General features: G+C 46.8%; 13 protein-coding genes. 8 read left to right on the top strand and 5 right to left on the bottom strand.

Features of this window, described 5'->3' with window-relative positions; all coding sequences use genetic code 11:
• Positions 1-2: 2 nt before the first annotated feature.
• The 4 genes from ACIDITHRIX25_RS78055 to ACIDITHRIX25_RS78070 all read right to left on the bottom strand — a co-directional run bounded on the left by ACIDITHRIX25_RS78055 (position 3) and on the right by ACIDITHRIX25_RS78070 (position 6,029).
• The gene (locus ACIDITHRIX25_RS78055; RefSeq protein ID WP_201733191.1) at positions 3-716 is read right to left on the bottom strand and encodes a PaaI family thioesterase; all 714 of its coding nucleotides are present in this window, start codon (positions 714-716) and stop codon (positions 3-5) included.
• Positions 717-775: 59 nt separating this feature from the next.
• A complete protein-coding gene (locus ACIDITHRIX25_RS78060) occupies positions 776-1,555 on the bottom strand; it encodes an exodeoxyribonuclease III (RefSeq protein ID WP_201733192.1) in 780 nt (259 codons plus the stop codon).
• 90 nt (positions 1,556-1,645) lie between these two features.
• Positions 1,646-2,062 carry a 3-hydroxyacyl-ACP dehydratase FabZ gene (fabZ, locus tag ACIDITHRIX25_RS78065; RefSeq protein ID WP_052605773.1) on the bottom strand — a complete coding sequence of 139 codons (417 nt, stop codon included), beginning with the start codon at positions 2,060-2,062 and terminating at the stop codon, positions 1,646-1,648.
• Positions 2,063-2,168: 106 nt separating this feature from the next.
• The gene (locus ACIDITHRIX25_RS78070; protein WP_235347748.1) at positions 2,169-6,029 is read right to left on the bottom strand and encodes a multifunctional oxoglutarate decarboxylase/oxoglutarate dehydrogenase thiamine pyrophosphate-binding subunit/dihydrolipoyllysine-residue succinyltransferase subunit; all 3,861 of its coding nucleotides are present in this window, start codon (positions 6,027-6,029) and stop codon (positions 2,169-2,171) included.
• Positions 6,030-6,356: 327 nt separating this feature from the next.
• Here ACIDITHRIX25_RS78070 and ACIDITHRIX25_RS78075 point away from each other — a divergent pair, with 327 nt between their 5' ends.
• The 7 genes from ACIDITHRIX25_RS78075 to ACIDITHRIX25_RS78105 all read left to right on the top strand — a co-directional run bounded on the left by ACIDITHRIX25_RS78075 (position 6,357) and on the right by ACIDITHRIX25_RS78105 (position 14,722).
• Positions 6,357-6,677 carry a hypothetical protein gene (locus ACIDITHRIX25_RS78075; protein ID WP_052605775.1) on the top strand — a complete coding sequence of 107 codons (321 nt, stop codon included), beginning with the start codon at positions 6,357-6,359 and terminating at the stop codon, positions 6,675-6,677.
• Between the two features lie 157 nt (positions 6,678-6,834).
• The gene (locus ACIDITHRIX25_RS78080) at positions 6,835-7,062 is read left to right on the top strand and encodes a hypothetical protein (protein WP_052605776.1); all 228 of its coding nucleotides are present in this window, start codon (positions 6,835-6,837) and stop codon (positions 7,060-7,062) included.
• 562 nt (positions 7,063-7,624) lie between these two features.
• A complete protein-coding gene (locus ACIDITHRIX25_RS78085) occupies positions 7,625-8,434 on the top strand; it encodes an alpha/beta fold hydrolase (protein ID WP_201733193.1) in 810 nt (269 codons plus the stop codon).
• 1,278 nt (positions 8,435-9,712) lie between these two features.
• Positions 9,713-10,615, top strand: coding sequence for a TIGR01777 family oxidoreductase (locus tag ACIDITHRIX25_RS78090; RefSeq protein WP_082058663.1), 903 nt, complete (start codon positions 9,713-9,715; stop codon positions 10,613-10,615).
• A gap of 194 nt (positions 10,616-10,809) precedes the next feature.
• A complete protein-coding gene (locus ACIDITHRIX25_RS78095; protein WP_052605778.1) occupies positions 10,810-12,429 on the top strand; it encodes an AMP-binding protein in 1,620 nt (539 codons plus the stop codon).
• 152 nt (positions 12,430-12,581) lie between these two features.
• Positions 12,582-13,301: a DUF169 domain-containing protein gene (locus ACIDITHRIX25_RS78100; protein ID WP_213333445.1), complete on the top strand. Its 720-nt coding sequence runs from the start codon at positions 12,582-12,584 to the stop codon at positions 13,299-13,301.
• 53 nt (positions 13,302-13,354) lie between these two features.
• Positions 13,355-14,722: an ABC1 kinase family protein gene (locus tag ACIDITHRIX25_RS78105; RefSeq protein ID WP_213333446.1), complete on the top strand. Its 1,368-nt coding sequence runs from the start codon at positions 13,355-13,357 to the stop codon at positions 14,720-14,722.
• Positions 14,723-15,021: 299 nt separating this feature from the next.
• Here ACIDITHRIX25_RS78105 and ACIDITHRIX25_RS78110 read toward each other — a convergent pair whose 3' ends face one another.
• Positions 15,022-18,150 carry an EAL domain-containing protein gene (locus tag ACIDITHRIX25_RS78110; RefSeq protein WP_201733195.1) on the bottom strand — a complete coding sequence of 1,043 codons (3,129 nt, stop codon included), beginning with the start codon at positions 18,148-18,150 and terminating at the stop codon, positions 15,022-15,024.
• A gap of 1,059 nt (positions 18,151-19,209) precedes the next feature.
• On the opposite strand from ACIDITHRIX25_RS78110, the gene ACIDITHRIX25_RS78115 reads away from it, so the two are divergent.
• The gene (locus ACIDITHRIX25_RS78115; protein WP_052605782.1) at positions 19,210-19,887 is read left to right on the top strand and encodes a hypothetical protein; all 678 of its coding nucleotides are present in this window, start codon (positions 19,210-19,212) and stop codon (positions 19,885-19,887) included.
• Positions 19,888-20,190 lie beyond the last annotated feature (303 nt).

The raw sequence follows: 20,190 nt of genomic DNA on the forward strand, positions 1-20,190 counted from the left end.
CATCAGAGCTGGGGCTTTTGACCCTCGTTGGTTCTTTCACGCTCGCCAGCCAACTGCGCCAGCTTTGAAAAGTCCACAGAGATGAATAGGGCATCTGCCTCCGCAGTCAAGATGTCCCCAAAATAACACTTGCCCTCGGTGAAAACCTTTTTTCCCTCCTTTTTCACGATACGTGCTACAAATGTGAGAGGCTCACCAAGTGGCGTGGGCTTTCGATAGTTCACACTCAGGCGAGCTGTCATTCCTGGAGAACCCGACATAGATTGAGCCAAACCCAAAACTTCGTCAAATGCAGCAGCGATATGACCTCCATGAACAGATCCTGGAGGACCCTCATAGGCCGAACCAAAGGTCACGACACCCACTACGATCGGAGAGCCATCAGGGTCACTGCTCAAGGAAAGTTCTACCGGAGGAGCTATTGGATTTGCAGCACCGGAAATAGGTGAGAAGTCCATAAATCCCCCATTTCCACCCGTATTTGCAGCTTCGGCAAAACCCTCATAAACGCGTCCGGATGGAAATCTACCTATATCTTCGGCTACCTTTTCGATCGCATCTGCGATCAACCCCAATTGTTCGGTTGGCGCTTTTGATGCGACCACAGATTCAATTACCGCTCTAGTCGCAGTGCCAATACGATTGAATTGGCGACGGCGATCCGAATCAACTCCATTAAATGAGTCCACGATACTGTCAAGCCACGAATTCGTCAACTTACTCCCAATCTCCATCTCAAAAATAAAACACCCTAACAGGAATCAGCTTCGCCGATCTAGTGGTCAAATTCGATAACAAGAGGTGCGTGATCGCTAGGGCGAGCTTGACTTTGACCACCCTTTCGTTCATTACGGTCAATCAGGGCCCAAACCATATCACGCGATACCTTTTGTGATCCTAAAACGAGATCGATCCTCATTCCATTCTTTTTATGAAATGCACCATTTCTATAATCCCACCAGCTGTAGAGGCCAGAATCTTTGTACATCTGCCTAAAAAGATCGACAAATCCTGCCTCAATGATCGCTTCGATCGCCTTACGTTCTAGGGGCGAAACATGAGTCATGCCGTCAAAAGCCGAGATATCCCAGAGATCCAAATCACTAGGCGCGACATTGAAGTCACCGCCAAGAACGACAGCCTCGTATTGCTCGGATTCTAAGCGACTATCTGACAAAAGTGCTTCGAGCCAACGTAGCTTATATTGGTAGTGGTCGTCTTCTAGAGAACGACCATTTGGGATATAAAGTGAGGCTACCCTAACCCCTTGACAAGTGGCCCAAATAGCCCGTGCTTCGCCAGAGGGGTCATTGGTCAAACCATATCGCGGTGATTCAATTCCGACTTTCGAGAGAATTGCCACACCGTTCCACTGACCCTGACCATAGTGAATCGACTCGTAACCCAATTGGGCAAAGAGGTCATCGGGAAATTTATCTTGGGCGAGCTTGGTCTCCTGAATACATAGGACATCTGGGGAAACGTCATCGAGCCAAGCAACCACACGGTCGATTCGCGCCTTTAGGGAGTTTACATTCCAGGTTGCCAATCGCATTATCTAACCGTCGTCCAACCTAAAAAAGAAATAGCGCGATCAAAGATCTCGCTATTTCTACCTAAACCTTGAATTGGGTCTACTTTGGCACTAGGCATCAGCGATTATGAACATAATGTCCACCTCAGTCGTCGTCGCCCCGTTAATAGATGCGACCCCATGACCCTTGCCCGCACGAGCCGAGAGTCGACCTATAGTGACTTCGAGATCCAAAATATCACCGGGTACAACTTGCTTGCGGAACCGAGCCTGGTCGATTCCTCCAAAGAGGGGCAACTTGCCCTTGTAGCGCTCGTCAGCTAGGACGGCACATGCCCCCAACTGCGCTAGGGACTCCACCTGCAACACACCAGGCAAAGTTGGTCTTCCTGGAAAATGACCGCCAAAAAAGTCTTCGTTGCCAGTCAAGTGCCATCTACCTCTGGCATACTCACCGGGGCGAATTTCAAGGATCTCATCGATAAGTAAAAAGGGTGGACGATGCGGTATTAGCTCTTGTGGTTTCACACATTAAAGACTAGATCATCAATTCAAAATGAGCTACCGAGAGATAGGTCTTATAGCCTCAATAAAGAGACAGAAAAGCCAATCCCTCGGTAGTATCAACAAATCACTATTGATGGTTCTTTACTCGACCCAAAAGAGCCGTCTCCACGGACTGTTCAATCGCTCGATAGAGCAGGTCCTTCTGTTCAAGTCCATGCATAGCCGCAGAACCAGTTGCCGGAGAACCAGAAGGTACCCGGGAAACGTGCCGAAGTTGGAAGTCTTCCCTTAGCAACGAGTGAAGCTGGGAATGGACAAAACTCCATGCCCCTTGGTTCTCGGGCTCCTCCTGAAGCCAAACTACCTCTTTAGTGCGATAGTACTTAGAGAGAATTGAACCCAATTCAGAGACTGGCCATGGGTACAATTGCTCCACTCTAACGACAGCCGTTGTCGAAGTGGGGTTCGACTCATTCAACATCGAGTCTCTCTTTGCGATGGCTTCATATGAGATCTTCCCAGAGCAAAGAACTACGCGGTCTACATTCTCAGCCGAGTTTCCACTTCCAACGTCAAAGCTCGGATCATCGATTATTGGCTGGAAGGCTCCATTTAGAACTACGTCCAACGGCACACGAGTAGTCTTGGCTCTCAGTAGAGACTTGGGAGCAAATAGAACAACCGGACGAGCTTGAGTCCTCATTACTTGACCACGCAACATATGGAAGTATTGTCCCGCTGTAGTCAAATTCATGACAGCCATATTCTCCCCAGCACAGTTCTGCAAGAAACGCTCCATGCGTCCCGAAGAGTGTTCTGGCCCTTGGCCCTCATAGCCATGGGGTAAGAGTAGTACGAGACCAGAGCCCTGATCCCACTTATCGTGAGCGGCGATTAGGAACTGATCCATGATAATCTGAGCACCATTTGCGAAGTCACCAAATTGCGCCTCCCAGATTACTAGGGTATCCTTTCGAACCGTTGAATAGCCATATTCAAAGCCAAGAGCGGCATATTCAGACAATAAAGAGTCAAAGATCATAAATCGACCTAGAGAGTCCCCATTATCTACAAAATCCGCCAGATGCTCCAGTGGAATATGATTATCGCCATTTTTATAGTCGATCAATGCTGCATGGCGATGCGAAAATGTTCCTCGCCTAGAATCTTGACCAGCCATTCTGACGTCATGGCCCTCAAGCATGAGGGTTCCAAATGCCAACGCCTCACCTAGTGCCCAATCCACTTCGCCCGAGGCAAGGGTATCCCTGCGAGCCTCTAATTGACGCAATAGCTTGGGGTGAACGGTAAAGCCAGACGGCCACGAGTGCAAAGCCTTAGCCAAGACGTCGATATCTCCCGATTTAGCGCGAGTATCAACTACGGTCATCGGCACATTGTGTTGGGGTGCCCTAGGAAGTTCCGTAGGCTTGGGAGGAGCCGTCGATCTCGTTTGATCCAGGGCAGACTGCAACTTCGAGAGAAAGTCGTCCAAGGAGGCTTCAGCCTCTTCCATCGAGATATCACCACGAGAGACTAGCGACTCCGTGTACAGTTTTCGAACCGATCTCTTAGCCTCAATTACTTCATACATCTGCGGCTGGGTGTAGCTTGGCTCGTCTCCTTCGTTATGGCCGAACCGACGATAGCAGACCATGTCCACAACTACGTCTCTATGAAAGGCTTGTCGATAGTCAGTCGCCAATCGTGCGACGGAGGCTACCGCTTCAGGATCGTCACCATTGACATGGAAAACGGGCGCTTGTATCATCTTGGCAACATCGGTCGCATACCTTGAAGAACGGGCTTGAGCTGGATTAGTCGTAAATCCAACCTGGTTATTTATGACCAAATGTATCGTTCCACCGGTTCTATAGCCACCAAGTTGGGAAAGGTTCAAGGTCTCAGCCACCACACCCTGGCCGGCAAAGGCTGCGTCACCATGTAAAAGAATTGGAAGAATTGGGAAGTCGGTACGATTTCTGGTTATATCCTGCTTAGCTCGAACCATTCCCTCGACAACAGAGTCAACAGCTTCTAGGTGCGATGGATTAGATGACAAGGTAACGTCGATAGGGCTATCACTCATTCCGCGATATACACCATGAAATCCCTTGTGGTATTTGACGTCGCCGGAACCCTGTACGCTCGAGGGATCTAAATTACCCTCAAACTCCTCAAAGATTTCGCTATAGCTCTTTCCAACAATATTAGTCAAAACATTCAATCGTCCTCGGTGGGCCATTCCAATGACAGCCTCGGTCAAGCCTGAGGTAGCAGAACGATCTAGCACCTGATCCAAAAAGACGATTGCTGACTCACCGCCCTCTAAGCCAAACCTTTTCTGTCCGATATATCGGGTATGTAAAAATCTCTCGAACGCTTCGGCTGCATTGAGGCGTCCCAGAAGGTGTAGCTTTTCAGCACCGGAAAATCGGCTAACCACGCCTTCGACGCGCTCTTGGATCCATCGCTTTTGCTCAGAGTCCTGAATGTACATATATTCAAGGCCAATAGTTCGACAATAAGTGTCCCTTAGAACCTGAAGGATCTCACCGAGGGACATCTTATCCTTGGCGGTAAGCCCACCCGAGAAAAAGACCCTGTCAAGATCCCAAAGAGTCAGACCATATCTGGCTGGATCCAACTCTTCCGGCATTGCTGGAGACTTGCTTGTCAAGGGATCCAACCGTGCCATGAGGTGGCCACGGGAGCGATAGGTATCAATCAGCTGATTGACCATCGCCTGCTTACGCAACTTGATCATATCCGAAGCATCATTTTCGGTATGATCCCGCTGCCAAGTCACTGGAGGATAAGGCACCCCCATTGACTCGAATACCTCTTCGTAAAAGCCGTGCTCGCCGGTGAGTAGTGAAGAGATATATGCCAAAAACAGTCCAGATTCGGCACCTTGTATGACCCTATGGTCATAGGTTGAGGTAAGCGTCACAGTCCTAGATACACCCAAATCAACCAAAAGCGTCGGATCTGCAGCCGCCATCCCAACAGGATAGGAGATTGCGCCTACGCCAATAATTACACCTTGACCTCGCATCAATCTTGGCACTGAATGTTGCGTGCCGATGGTGCCAGGGTTAGTAACTGTCAAAGTGGCACCAGCGAAATCATCCGGAGAGAGCCGATTGGCTCGCACCTTTCGAATCAGAGCTTCATAGGCTTTGAAGAAGCCAAAGAAGTCTAAGTCCTGAGCCGAACGAATTACTGGAACCATAAGACTTCGCGAACCATCTGACTTTTCAAGATCTACGGCAATTCCTATATTGATCTCCTTGGAGCGCTGTACTCCTGGAGTTCCTTTAGCGTCAATCTCTTCTAAAAATACAGAGTTCATCACAGGAAAGTTGCGAACCGCTTTGACTATCGAATACGCAATGATATGAGTAAATGAGATCTTCTCACCAGAGCTTCGAGCCAAATGATTGTTAATCACTCCTCGGTTGATTTCGAGAAGCTTCGCAGGTATCTCTCGCACTGAGGTAGCCGTTGGAACCGTAAGAGACGCCTCCATGTTTGCAACGATCCTAGATGCACTACCGCGAATAGCTTGTACATCTGCACCCAAAAGTGGGACTATAGGTGCTAGTGAAGGTGATGGTTTCTTGACATTTAAGACTGCACCCTGATTTGATTTAGCATCAGAGACAGCCAAACCAACCGGGGCCGCCGGGGTTATAACTGCTTCAGGAGTCGCGATAGGTGTATCAGAAATGACCTCACCTACGGGAACTCTTGCTACTAAACCTGCTTCTATCGCTCCAGTTTCATCATGGCCTTGGCCATAGAGGTTGGAGTCTTCTTGGGTCTGTTGTTCGCTAGTCTTTGAATCAACTCGGTAGTCGGCGAAGAAGTCGCGCCAAGATTCCGGAACGGAATTTGGATCACGCCTGTACGCGTCGTAGTAGTCTTCCACAAGCCAGGAATTTGGACCAAACGTATTTATCGAATCTATGTGTTTTTCACTCACCTTACTATGGTAGTCAACTATCACACCAATGTTAAAATCTAGGCTAACCAATCTCCAAATGGCCATGAAAGCTTCGCCATACAGTCGCCCAAAGCAACCAACAGGCAAGCTCAGCCATGGACGAAACCTCCTTTGGGTCCTATTGACAAGTCATGTCATCGAACTAACCTTGGGACTTGATTCGCAAACATCGTCGGCAAAAGACGTCCCTGGTGATGGCCCAGCAATATCATGGTCCAGACAAAACAAAATAAGAGAAAAGAAATGGTTATAATCATTTTGTAGATGGCCCACGAATAATTTTCCAATTCAGCTAAAAGGAATCTCATGAAGCTAAGAAGTCTCAGGCTCGTAATCGCGACAATTTCAGTAATCGCAACCGCTTCAATGATTATCTCTGCAATATTGCTCCACATAGGTGCCGTAATTGCATTTGGATCTTTCGCCGCAGTATCAATAATCGTTCTAATTACGGCCACAACCGTGGTTAAAGGTGAAACCGTTCCAAAAGATGGAGCAAGCTCAAAAGAGCTTTCCTTGGAACTCGAAGACAAAATCACTATGATCTCATCAGAAAGCGAGGTCGAGGAGTCCGACCTTAGAGACCTCGTTCGGATCGCTGTTAAATTAGGCGAAAACCTGCATTAAATAAATCAGCGGGATTTCCACTTTCCCTTCTCGACTTGTTGTATGACAATCTACGATCTCATGCCAAAACCATAAATCTGGCCTTCAATGCCATTAAATATAGACAAAAGTTGCAGCTATATTAAAGGATGGTTCGTTTACTTCCGAAACTCATGGGATGACAACAGTTTCACCGAGCACGAGCCGAGCTGTAATGAGAGGCGTAGACCCAGGATCAATATCGGACTGCGCCGTTTGCGCCAAGCACATTAGATTTTCAGCAAAATTGCGACCACGTCAGGTTATCGCCAACGTCTATGAAGATGGCAAATGGCAACGAGTCGAATATTTTCACGAAGAGTGCTACCAGATCGCCAATGCCCCCTATGGCAACACCCAATCTTAATTCTTTGAGGCAGCTCTAATCCAGCGCTTTATTGGCCTAAGTCGCAAGGGCATCCACCTTCGCAAGTCAACTAATAGGATTTAAAACGTTTGAGATGTAAAGCACTATCCAGCGGCCCCTGCGGCCCCTGCGGCCCCTGCGGCCACGTAATTTTACAATTACGGATTCAAAATACAGATTTAAAACAATTTTAAAGTGAAAATGACTATCACTTGGTGATTAAGGTACTCGCGCCAAATCAAGCAGCGCGAATTCCCATAGAAAACTAAAGGTCACGAAATGTGGCTCCATTGGCAATATCTACTGGCAGCACCCAAACCCAATTGGAAAACTCATTCTGATTACATAGTTCCCAAGGGCTCCAACTAAAAAAGGGCCAAGTCCATGCAACGACAGCAAAAACCATGCCCTAGATCCGAAGAGACCATATCAATGGCGATCTCCAAGGTTCCCTTCAAACAAATGTAGATCGCCACTAGCCCTGTCGAACAAAATTGTCTAAGCCGACCCATCCAACAATTGGGCACTTAGACCATTCGAATAAAATAGGCTATTGGATGTGTTGACTTCAAGATCCGATTCTCTTTCTATAACTTTCCAAGAAGCACGAGGACTTCTCTTCGAGGGAACGACCCAGTTGATCCTCGTGCACGGAGCGATGGATCGAGCAAAGTCATTCTCTAGAATGACGCGGTCATTAGTCGACTTCGGCTTCGATACCAAAAGCTATGATCGGCGCGGCTATGAAGAGTCCGCCCTTGTTGATCCCTATTCGCAACAGAACCCTCCCACGATCGAAGACCACATTTTAGATTTGGCAAGCGTTATTGGAGAGCAGAAATCGCTGATCTTTGGCCATTCTCTCGGTGGCACTATTGCGTTACTCCTATCGGCACGAAACATCTCTCCGATAGCTGGAATAGTTACCTTTGAAAGCCCACTGCCCTGGATGGAATTCTGGAGGAGGTCTGGCGCATACGGAATCGACCCAGATAAGCCTCTGGACCTCGACTTTTGCGAAGAGTTCGCTGAAATATTCATGAAGCGAATGCTTGGCGAGGAAAGGTGGATGCGACTTCCACCCAGCACTCGAAAAAAACGCCGATTAGAGGGGTCGGTCCTGGTAGCCGAGATGGCTTCCATGAGCCATCTCACCCCACCCTTGGACCCGTCACTCATAAAAGTTCCAACCATCATAGGTTGTGGGATCAATGCGCCGAGTCGCCACAAAGAGGCTACAGCCTATCTCGCATCCAATATTGCTGGGGCAAAAGCGGTGGAAATTGCAGATACTGACCACGGAGTTCATCTGACGAACCCAACAGCTGCCGTAGATCTAATCAAAGGACTTTGGCAATTTACCAAGGATTAAGATAGATCCCTGGCCACAGAAAGCCAAGTTCAAATCAGAGTCGACTTGGAAAATCAAAATTCAGAATAAATAAAAGTTGAGCTAGTTGAGATAATAGAGCGTATCTAGATCAGGTACCACAGCGCCTCCAGGATTCTCCAACTCAGAAAGATCAATATATCGGCTGGACCACAGAAAGGGCCTAAAATATCACCTCAAAGCTGGAAGATCCACCGTGACATCGACCTTGGAGATTCCTCATTGGTTCAAATGAATTTCATCGACTTAATAGAACCATGCCCAAAAAGACCCAATGGTCTGAAGCCCTCTGGATTTGATCTTCAAGTCATGTCCTTCTAGCTTCATAATCTTTGAACAAAAAGACATTTATTCGAAATAAGAAATTGAATCCGCAATCGATGCGTTGTGTCAAGTTGACAAGATTATGTTCAGCGGATCGCTCTGATAACTTGATTTTTGCTCAGGCAAGAAACCGTACTAGAGCTATTAGGTAGTGCTAGATCGGTTGTAGGTAAAAGGTGGTGAGAAATGAACACTATGTCGTTCATGGCTGGTGACATTATTCGAATGCAAAAGCGTATAAAAACAGACCTCGCGGCCAGGTTGCAACTAAAATTCTATAAATGATTAAGGTGCAAAATATAAATGAATCAATCCTTCATCGATAACCGCTAAAAACCTTAGCACTGCGACAGTAAATCTTGCCATAAACGCTAATCCTACTTGGTTGATAATCAGTATTTGGCGAAAGACAGAGAGCCTGATATAAAAAATGAAAGCTAAAGATCTCTTTAAAGGCACTGCTAATTTACCTAAATTTCCTCCAGATGGTTGGATACAACTGGAGTAGATTCCCTTGGCAAGCTAGCATACCCCCAGTTCGAAGATGACGTCGGCGTCACGTCTTCGTCGACGACCAATCCTAATTAATCCGCCAAAGCAACTCCAGATAGACAAGACCATACATTAACATCCACTGTCAAAACCCATTGTGAAAATATTTAAGGCTTGTCAAAACGGTCAGAATTTACCTCGCTTGATTCACAGCATATCAATCTCTAGCATATGATTTTCGTTAAAGAGCGGCGATAGCTATGCTTCTATAAGTCAAAATATTGAGCAAATTCTAAAATTAGAGCAATATATCAAGTCAGATAAAGAAGCAAATATCTAGAAAAATAATTTCGACCAAAAAGTGGAATTATTATAATCAAACAATTGATGGATGATAAAAACTTCATCTGTAACTATGAAATTTAGATCAGGAGTAGAGATAAATTGAAGATTTTACTAACTGGCTCCTCGGGGCTCATAGGAAAAAAATTAAATGGCGCCCTCAAGGCTAGGGGTGACGAAGTACTAATTGCAAAAAGAGGTACCACGTCTGAAAGAAACACCGTTTCTTGGGAAATCGATCGCGCTGAACTCTCAGGAGTTGGTCTATCCAACCTCGATGCAGTAGTTCACCTAGCGGGAGCCCCAATCGCACAAAAACGGTGGAGCCCAGAACGCAAAGCGGAGATATATGACTCTCGAATCAACGCCACAAGGTCTATCTTCCAGGCGGTGGAAAAACTCGAGGTCCCCAAGGTTAGATTTGTCATAGCATCAGCGATTGGCTTCTACGGTGACCAGGGGGATAAGATCCTCGACGAAAAATCCCCTGGCGGAGTGGGATTTCTGGCAAAAGTAACCACCGATTGGGAAAAAGCCGCAGCGCCAATCAACCAAGATGGTTGGTCTGTTGCACTCGCTCGCACCGGAATTGTTTTGGATTCAAGAGGAGGCGCCCTTGCCAAACAGCTCCCCCTCTTCAAACTAGGGTTGGGTGCCAAATTAGGGGCTGGAACTCAATGGAGCAGCTGGATTCATATCAACGATGAAGTGAGCGCTCTCGTCTTCCTTTTGGACCACCCAGAGATCGAAGGACCTGTCAACCTCGTGGCTCCAAACCCTGTTACTAATTTAGCCTTTACGCGCGCCCTTGGAAATGCACTGCATCGTCCGGCAGTACTCGGAGCCCCCAGTGTGATACTGAAAGCACTGTTGGGCGCCGAGATGGCCCAAGAGATGCTATTTTCATCGGCGCGAATTCTGCCGTCAGTCCTAGATTCAGCCGGCTTCAAATTCGAATTCCCCGAAATTAACGGCGCTCTCGCCAATTTAGTGGCGAATAAATAGGAATCTGGAGATACAAATCTCGTGAGGTAAAGTTTCGAGGTTGTCACCACCTTCCTAAGTCGCAATATCTGCAATCTAATTCTTACTTTAAAGTGAGTTAGACATCGAAATAAATTGAAATAGACACAATCGACATATTGCCAAAAATATAAATTTTGACGATATGTCGATCAAAAAGGCGATAATTTAAAGGCGTGGCTATTTCATATGAACAAGGATCTTCTTCAACACCCCTTTTGGCCGAGACAATTGGAAGTAATCTAGAAAAAACCGTATCTAGATTCGGTGATCGCGAGGCGCTAGTAGCGATCCATCAATCAATTCGTCTCACTTACAATGAATTCAACAAGCTGGTCGACGACCTAGCGCTCGGCCTTCTCAACGAGGGGTTCACCAAGGGCGATCGGATCGGGATCTGGAGTCCAAACCGCTACGAGTGGGCTATCGTCCAGTATGCAACCGCAAAGATTGGCGTAATACTTGTAAACATCAATCCCGCCTATCGTACCTTCGAGCTTGAATACGTCCTAGACCAGTCGGGCTGTAGTGCAATCTTTGCCATGACCAGCTTCAAGACCTCAGACTATTCGTTGATGATCAACGAGGTAAAAGAGAGGCTACCTGGGCTTCGTCGCGTCTTTCTCTTCGAGGACTCGAGCTATAGCGATCTTTTGGTCAGTGGAGCAAAAGGAGACAGAGAACAATTGCGTTCGATCTTGAACCAGTTGGACTTTGACGATCCGATCAACATCCAGTACACCTCCGGGACTACGGGCTTTCCCAAAGGTGCAACCCTCTCTCACCACAACATTCTAAATAATGGCTATTTCGTGGGAGAAACCTGCAAATATACGGAATTCGACTCTGTCGTAATCCCTGTGCCTTACTATCACTGTTTCGGGATGGTGATGGGGAATCTAGCATGCACCTCGCACGGTTCAAAGATGATAATCCCCTCTTTCGCGTTCGAACCAAAAGCAGCCCTGTCTGCCGTCACCACCGAGACCGCAACTTCTCTTTATGGCGTACCGACCATGTTCATAGCAGAACTAGCAGACCCGACCTTTGGCGACTACGATCTATCGAGCCTGCGCACCGGGATAATGGCCGGTTCGCCATGTCCTGTGGAAGTCATGAAACAAGTCGTAAGCAAGATGAACATGAGTCAGGTCACTATCTGCTATGGGATGACAGAGACTTCGCCTGTTTCCACCCAAACCAAGGTGGATGACGAAATCGAAAAACGAGTTGGAAGTGTCGGGCGAGTACTTCCGCACTTGGAAGTAAAGGTCGTTGACAGTGACGGGCACTGCGTTGAACGGGGGGTTCCTGGAGAGTTTTTGACTCGCGGCTACTCGGTAATGCTCGGCTATTGGAATGACTCTAAAAAGACGACCGAAGCGATCGATCCTGCTCGATGGATGCACACTGGCGATTTAGCAATAATGGACGAAGACGGCTTTCTCAACATCGTTGGAAGAGCAAAGGACATGATAATCAGGGGAGGCGAAAACATCTATCCACGAGAGATCGAGGAATTTCTATATTCGCATCCAGATATCATGGACGTCTCTGTCATTGGAATTCCCGATCCTGTCTATGGTGAGGTCGTCATGGCTTGGATAACACTCAAAGAGGGGGCTAATCTCACTCAAAAAGATATCCATGACTACTGCGAAGGTAAGATAGCCCACTATAAAGTTCCAAAGGTCATTAAATTTGTCAGCGAATTTCCTATGACCGTTACAGGCAAAGTCCAAAAGTACGTCATGCGACAACAGGCCATCGCGGAGTTAGGACTTGCGCCTTCATAGTCGAACCAGGTGATCAATGATCAAATCACCACCGTCCGGAGAGTCCTGAAGCGTCGATGACGTTACTAGTCAGTGAATTGATCAAGTAATTTTGACTCGCCAACTACAAATCAGTCCCGATTACCTTTTAATTACGATCTAGACTCAATTGAATGATAGAAATGCAAAACGCCGCTTCAAAACTCAAAAGTACGCTCCATCTAAATGTAGAACCTATCGGAATAAGTTTTTCAGATAGGGTCGATCCATCGCAGGAGTTCTTCGACATTGAGATGCCACTGCCCACAGAAGATGGACGCACCGGCAGAGTCGCCGCTGGATGTGTATTTTGGATGCACGCGGTGGAAAGGCGTTTCGCAACAGTTGCAGCCGACCATGCAAACTGCTCGGTCGGCTCTTTTACCCATGGTTTCTTGGAACTATCCGTGGCTGCAACAAAATCAGATGTCGGTGCTCTAGTAACTTCGGGCTGGGTCAGTGAATCTGACTTCGGCACCATAGAGCACGTTACAACCCAACCCGAACAGGTAATCTACGAGCCGCTCTCCTCTTCAAGCTCCGTTCCTGATGTCGTTTTTCTGCGATTGAATGCGCGCTCTGCAATGATCTTTAGAGACGCATTTCCAACCGCTAGGATCGAGGGAAAACCCCAATGTCATATCGTGGCTATCGCCAAAGAGCTAGGGGAGATAGCGCTATCGTTTGGATGCATGCTTTCGCGAACCCGAACCTCGATGCCATCTTCGGAGATGACCGCCGCCATTCCTGGGCCATTACTACAAGAGGCACTGGATCGGCTCGAAGAGACAGCGTCGATCGATCGAAACGTGGCCAACTATGCATCGATTGATTCGAAACGATTTGCGAATTAGCAGATAATGAAAGTCTCCTCTAGCAAGATCATCTCAAATCGATGAAGCCTCCTTTGAACTCATCACGGATACGACGTCTAAGCAAGCTCGTCAATATGGGTTCAAAGGTTGCAGGCCGAACAATCGCTGAAAAGGCTTTAGCTACCTTTAATGCACACGAGCCTGGTGTGCCAATCGACAGGTCTCGACAGATAACAACTATCAATGATGTGGCAAAAGAGCTAGGTTCGATGAGAGGCGTTATGACCAAATTCGGTCAAATGCTAAGCTACGTATCAACCCCAATTCCTCTCGAGCTACGTTCACCATTTAGCTCACTCCAAGACAGCGTCCCGCCGATGTCAAAGGAGTTGGTAGACGAGATTATACGACAGGAACTTGGAGATGGTCCCGATGGCGTATTTGCAATTTGGGATCCAGAGCCAATTGCCGCTGCTTCAATTGGGCAAGTTCATCGTGCCGTTACATCAGATGGAGCAGCCGTCGCAGTAAAGATTCAATATCCCGGAATCAAAAATACCATTACCGCAGACCTATCAAATCTCCGCCTCATAGCCAAGGGTCTGAAATTGGGATATCCATCGATGGACACCGATTCGATGATAGACGAAATCGCGGATCGCATCTTAGAAGAGCTTGACTACAAGGCCGAAGCCACCAATCAAAGAAAATTCGCTAACTTCTTTGAGGGCCACCCAACAATAGTCATACCGAGAGTTATTGCAGACTATTCAACCGAAAAATTACTCACTACCGAACTTGGAGAAGGGGTCAGCTTTTCAAAATTCCAAGAATACGACCAAGAGGCCAAGGATCTGGCCAGTGAAACAATATTTCGATTTGTCTTTAGAAGTTTATATCAACTTAGGTCATTCAACGGAGATCCCCATCCTGGCAACTACCTCTTTGGAGAAGATGGCCGAGTCACTTTTTTAGATTTCGGATTGACCAAACACTTCGGAAAGCAAGAGATCGAGATCTTTGAACATCTGATTATTGCAATGGTAATCGACAAGGATCCAGTGGCTTTTAGCGCATCGATCAAATCGGCTGGATTGCTCTCTGAATCGTGCGACCTTGATGTCGAGCAAATCTATGACCATTTTGTCCCATTTTATGAGTCGGTTATGGACAACAACAAATTCGCCTTCAACGAGGACTACACATCACGCCTCTTCGCCCATACCTTCAACCAGAAGGCACCGATCGCCAAGTACCTAAATGTATCGCCATCGTTCGTGGTCATTCAAAGAATCAATCTGGGTCTCTATTCAATCCTTGCCGCCCTCTCTGCTGAAATGAATTTCCGAGGTATAGCCGGCGAAATTTGGCCATTCACGAAGACGCCGCCATCAACTGACATGGGAGCAAGAGAAGTAAATTGGCTCAAAAACCTCGATGAAGGTACCGCGAAGCAGTAAGCGCCGGGGGTGACCCACGGGCAACCTCACTTAGAAAGCTCCTTCTAGTTATCTCCAAAAGAAAGAACAAGAGTGAATCTGGATAAAGTAGCTCCACCTAAATTATTTCCACAGCCCAACGCCAAGATCTAAATACTACTTAGAGATCACCAGCAGATAAAAGTGGTAGAACCACTACCAAAGGTCAAACACATCCGACTCCAACCCCACCATTCAAAAATGACCAAACTCTTCCAAACTCTTGAAAAGAAATCTTCGCATTAGCAATTACAAAGGAGACCGGTCTCTTCGAGCATTACTTAGGTCACCTTTAGGGCGCAATCCTCCTTTGCAAGAAAGAGCGCTTCATCTGGATCCATCGGCCTTGCGAAAAAGTATCCTTGGATAAAGTCAACCCCTAGGGCTTGAACCCTCTCTAGCTGCGCCTGGGTCTCAACTCCCTCGGCAACTGTCGCCAACTTTGATGCTTTTGCAATCTCCACCAGCGCTGGCAATATAGCTGCGGCTTTAGATCCTGAATCGGAGTTTTGGACATAGCTCTTATCGATCTTCAAAATGTCAAAGGGAAGATCTCGCAAATTAGCTATGGTCGAGTTTCCTACTCCAAAGTCATCCAGGGCAACCAGAAACCCAAGGCGCTTCAATCCGTCCACCTTCTCTAAAAACTGGTCAGATTGAAGTGCTAGATTACCTTCGGTAATCTCCACTACGACGTCGTTGGGCAAAAGCCCAAACTTTGCTAGGAGGCGATTCAACTTGAAAGAAAAGTCACGCTCCAGGAATTGAAGTGGTGAAAAGTTAATTGCGAAGGTTGTGTTTAGCTTCATAGATCGCCATTTAGCAAGTTCTTGAAGTGCATCGCCGAGAATAGACCAGCCCAATAGATTTATAACGTGGTTCCGCTCTGCACTTGGTATGAATAAGTCAGGCGGAATTATTCCTCTTTGAGGATGGCGCCATCGAGCCAGAACTTCAAAGGATTCTATTTTTCTCGTATCTGCCCTATAGATTGGCTGATATTGAAGAAAGATCTCTTTTCTCTCCACAGCTCGCCGCAGCTCAACCACCAAATCAAGGTCGGAGAGAAGATTTGCGTCGGATCTAGAGGCTGGACGAAATACCTCCACCCTGGCTTTACCCAATGATTTGGCACGATACATGGCTAGGTCTGATTCGCGCAACAGATCTGCTGGAGTAACGGATTTATCTCGCGAAAAGGCCACCCCGAGGCTAGCAGTAATCACGTGGTCGGCCCCATCTATAGATATTGGAGCCGATATCCCCGCTAGGATTCTCTCGGCAATATCGGTGGCCTGAGAAACGCTTCGAATTCGACTCAACAATACTACAAACTCGTCTCCACCAATTCGAGCCGCAACGTCTCCGGGTCGAATCAAATCAATTAGCCTCTTGCTAACTTCGATGATCACAAGGTCGCCATATGCATGACCCTTTGAGTCATTGACGGCTTTAAAGCCATCCAAATCAATAAAAATGAGAACCGTCAACTGCTTAAGACGCTGTGAATCAATTGCTGATTTTGTCCGGTCCAAGAGAACGCTTCTATTGGCCAACTGGGTCAATTCATCTCGAAGGGCTCGTTGTCGCAACATCTCTTCAAGTTCAACGCGATGAGTAATATCGGTAGCAGAGAGATAGAACCCATCGATTTTTCGACCAGAATCAAATCTTGGTGACGCATTCAACTGTAAGTGAATATCGCTTCCACCACGACCAGGCACCTTGACCGTCAGGGTCTCCAGCTCTAAGCTTTCGTCAGACATCGAATCAAAATTATCTAAAAAATCGACAAAAAACCTGCCAATTCTAATCTTCTCGTCCGCTCCGACCATGCTAAATAAATTTCGACCAACAATTTGATCGCCCGGAATTCCTAATGTTCGTCCGACCGAAGGAGACGCTAGCTCAACGACGCCACAGACATTGACTATAGCAACCATATCTTGTAAGTTTTGGGTCAAAGAACGAAAGACCTCTGCCTCTCGTTCCGCTTGCAGTCTCAACTCTTGGCTGACTCGAGATTGAACTGCGCCATTCAAAGCAGAGGCAACGACCTTAGAAAAGTTTTCGACAAAATGAAGGCTCGGGCCTATTCGATTTGAAATTGGCGAAACCGATATCGAGATAGTTGATCCATTTGGACCTGAAATACTTATAACTTTGGACTCATGCAGAGAGGGCGACTCAGGGGCAAGGTTATCATTGGGGCCTACGGAATCCGCGTCAGCAAAATCTGACTTTAGAGCTGCGTGGTCGCCATCAAAAGCCACCTCTACTTCAACTTTGCCAAACTCACCATGACTTGCCAGTGAGTCAACTATGCGACTTGCTAGGGCCTTTGGCGAGGTGATCTCTTGGGGCTTTTGCGCCATCAAAACCAGTGATTCAAGCTCGCGTTCACGACGCATGGCCTGCTTGCGCAAGCGCAACTTCAAAATCGCGGCGCTGATAACTCTGGAAAACTGAGTCATCACATCCAAGTCAAAGAGATCAAATCTCTCCTTATTAGAAGAAAGCAGTCCGATAACTCCAATGCAAGAAGCAAATTCATCCATCAGCGGAACGGCGATAACAGATTGGGAACCAGATTGTACACTATGTAAATAATCCAACAGGGCAACTTCATTTGGCCAACAACGTCTAGCTGAAAGGTCAAAGATGATCACAGGCTTGCCGGTCTTTCGAACCACGCCAGCGACTCCTTCGTCGAGCGATCGCTGGCGTCCGACTACACCACCAAGCGGTCCATAAGAGGCTTCAATCGTCGCCAGGTGAGTCTCATTGTCGGCAACGATAATCCTCGCTGAGTCTGCGCCCACTCCTAGAGCCGCCTGCTCGCAGATCTTATTCAGGCTATCGAATGCAAATTCTGCATCCACAACGCCTTGGATGGCACCACCTAAAACCTCTAGATGGTGGCCCTGCCTCACAAAATGATCTTTGCGTTGCATATCCATCAAGTAGCGAGACAGGCGTCTAACGCCTCGATAGGTTATGAATTTAGTCAACTCTTGCAGCTGGCTACCTTTGTCTACTTTCGCAACCAATACGCCCAGCAGACTACCACTTAGAGCGTTATCAAAAAACGGAACAGTCAGTAAAGAGATCTGGCCATCCTTGGACGAATTCGGATGTTCTGATAGATTGATGATCCGATTTGATCTTGGGAAGGCTTCGCTCACCCACTCTGTCAAAAAGTTGCCTTCTGCCTGTATTGGCATGAAATCAAACAGGCCAATTCCGAAACCCAAGGAACCCCGCTGGGAAGTACCTACCTTGATAAATGCGAGTCTAAATTTATCGTAGGCATATATGACTGCGAAGTCAAAATTCGCACTCACCACCAAAGCCTCACATGTATCGGAGGCTACTTGACGAAGCTCTTGATCATCTGTCCAACGCTGCAACTAAGACCGACTCTCTCCCCTGATAAATCTGTTTCTACCATCATTACGCGAAATCAATATCAAATAAAGAAATGTCCTAAATTTAAAAAGCACCTAACCAGATAGCAATCGGCAAAAACACCATCACACTATAGTTAGCCTTTGCTCAAGAATCCTTCGCACCAAGTTATTACGACCCCTCAAGGGGCCCAATCTCCTTATCAACACTCCATAAGAGCGACTCCCAAAAGCAGAATCTAAAATAAACAGATATACAACCAGTTCAACATCTAGGGCTCGACATCTAGTGCTTGCCAAAATCCGATATCTCCTATTGTTCGAGATGCTACCACTCAAACAATAGCGGAGACCAAGCAGACCAAGTAGTCAAATAATACTTCCAAAGGCTAACTATCATATTTATTTAATCCAGGTACAGTCTACGAAGGCCCTTGACGTCTTTAAATGGCTAAAATGCTAAGCGTATTTCACCATCCATGATGCTTGCTGGGGCCAGATTCCAAGACCTTGAGCCCGCCTCCTTTAGTTGGATTGGGTTCACTCATTTACTTTTGATGATTCAGCTATCAAACCAGCTCGTTCTGAAATCACAGCTGTCACAGCTGTTATCTGATAATTTTTCTCTCTAGCATTTGCAAAGAACTATCTCTCGATCATGTTGATGCGCGCTCACGGGCAAGGAGCAAAATCCAGAACTGGGAGAATCGGGTAATTTCTCCTCATAACTACACCCCATCAGACTCTTCAATGGCGCTAATAAAATGGGCGCCAAAAGATAAGTTACCGGCAAAGAGGGGCCTAACAACCCATGAGGAAGGCCAAACAATTAGATCGCTCACAATAGCGTAAAAAGCAAGGTGTCGGATTTCTCAGAGCAAAGGCGCCAAAAGGCCCATATCTGCCGCTATTAAATTATTTCCAATATAGCCTTATCTATAATGGTTCAAAGTCGTATTAAATCTGCCCTAACAGCCAGAGCGAAACATTCCATGCATCGATGTGCAAACGATATTGACACAAAGATAGCAATCGCCAATTGATCAGAGATGAAAACATCAAGTGAACCAGAGTCCATCGCCTCACCAGAATTCCAATGATCCAATAATTTCGAAAGAACCCCGTTGGCCAGCTTCGATCGCCCTCTTAGTTGCAATCGCACTTTATGTCGTCCTTCCACAGACTCTCATCTATGGTCCTCGGTATCTAATTCCCGCCCTTGAAATCGTCCTCATCGTACCACTCACAATCTTCAATCCATTTCGAGAACACCACGAAACTAAGGCTCTTAGATACCTAGCTATTTCACTTATAGCACTTGTAAATTTTGCCAATATTACATCTGTGATTCTCCTGGTTCAAAGGCTTCTCGATGCATCGAAGATCTCCGGACGAAGTTTGGTCTATTCGGCAGTTGCAATATGGCTGACAAATGCAATCGTCTTTGGACTTTGGTTTTGGGAGTTAGATCGAGGCGGACCAGCCAAACGTGCTGTCCATCATGAGGCCGTCCCTGACTTTCTTTTCCCTCAGATGACAGACCCACAATTTGCTAAACCAAATTGGAGGCCCACATTGATCGATTACGTCTACGTCGCATTCACCAATGCAACAGCCTTTAGCCCCACAGACACAATGCCCCTAACATCCTTTGCCAAAATGCTCATGACCGGGGAGTCGATCGTCTCCATGATAACTGTTATCGTTGTCGCGGCTAGAGCGATCAATATTCTTCCCTGAAGGGTTGATGCAAGGAAATTGCCCTAGAAATGCAGAGTTAGCAAGGATTATCAAAAAAAAAAGGAACACCCGAGCAAAATCCTGATAAATCGATACTCTCCATATCTGGCCTTTGTTTCCCCTTTTCAACGTTGTCTGTCTTCCTTTATTTTTACCTAAGTGCTACTACTAAAGCACTTAGGTAAAAACCACGCTGGCAACTCGAAAGCATTCAAAGAACCATACGGGTCGTTAGCTTCGAACTAAAGTGCCGAATATACAAAGATGTCTATTGCTCGCAGCCCCTAGGTGTCAAGGGAGTTG

This window comes from Acidithrix sp. C25, from assembly GCF_904848545.2.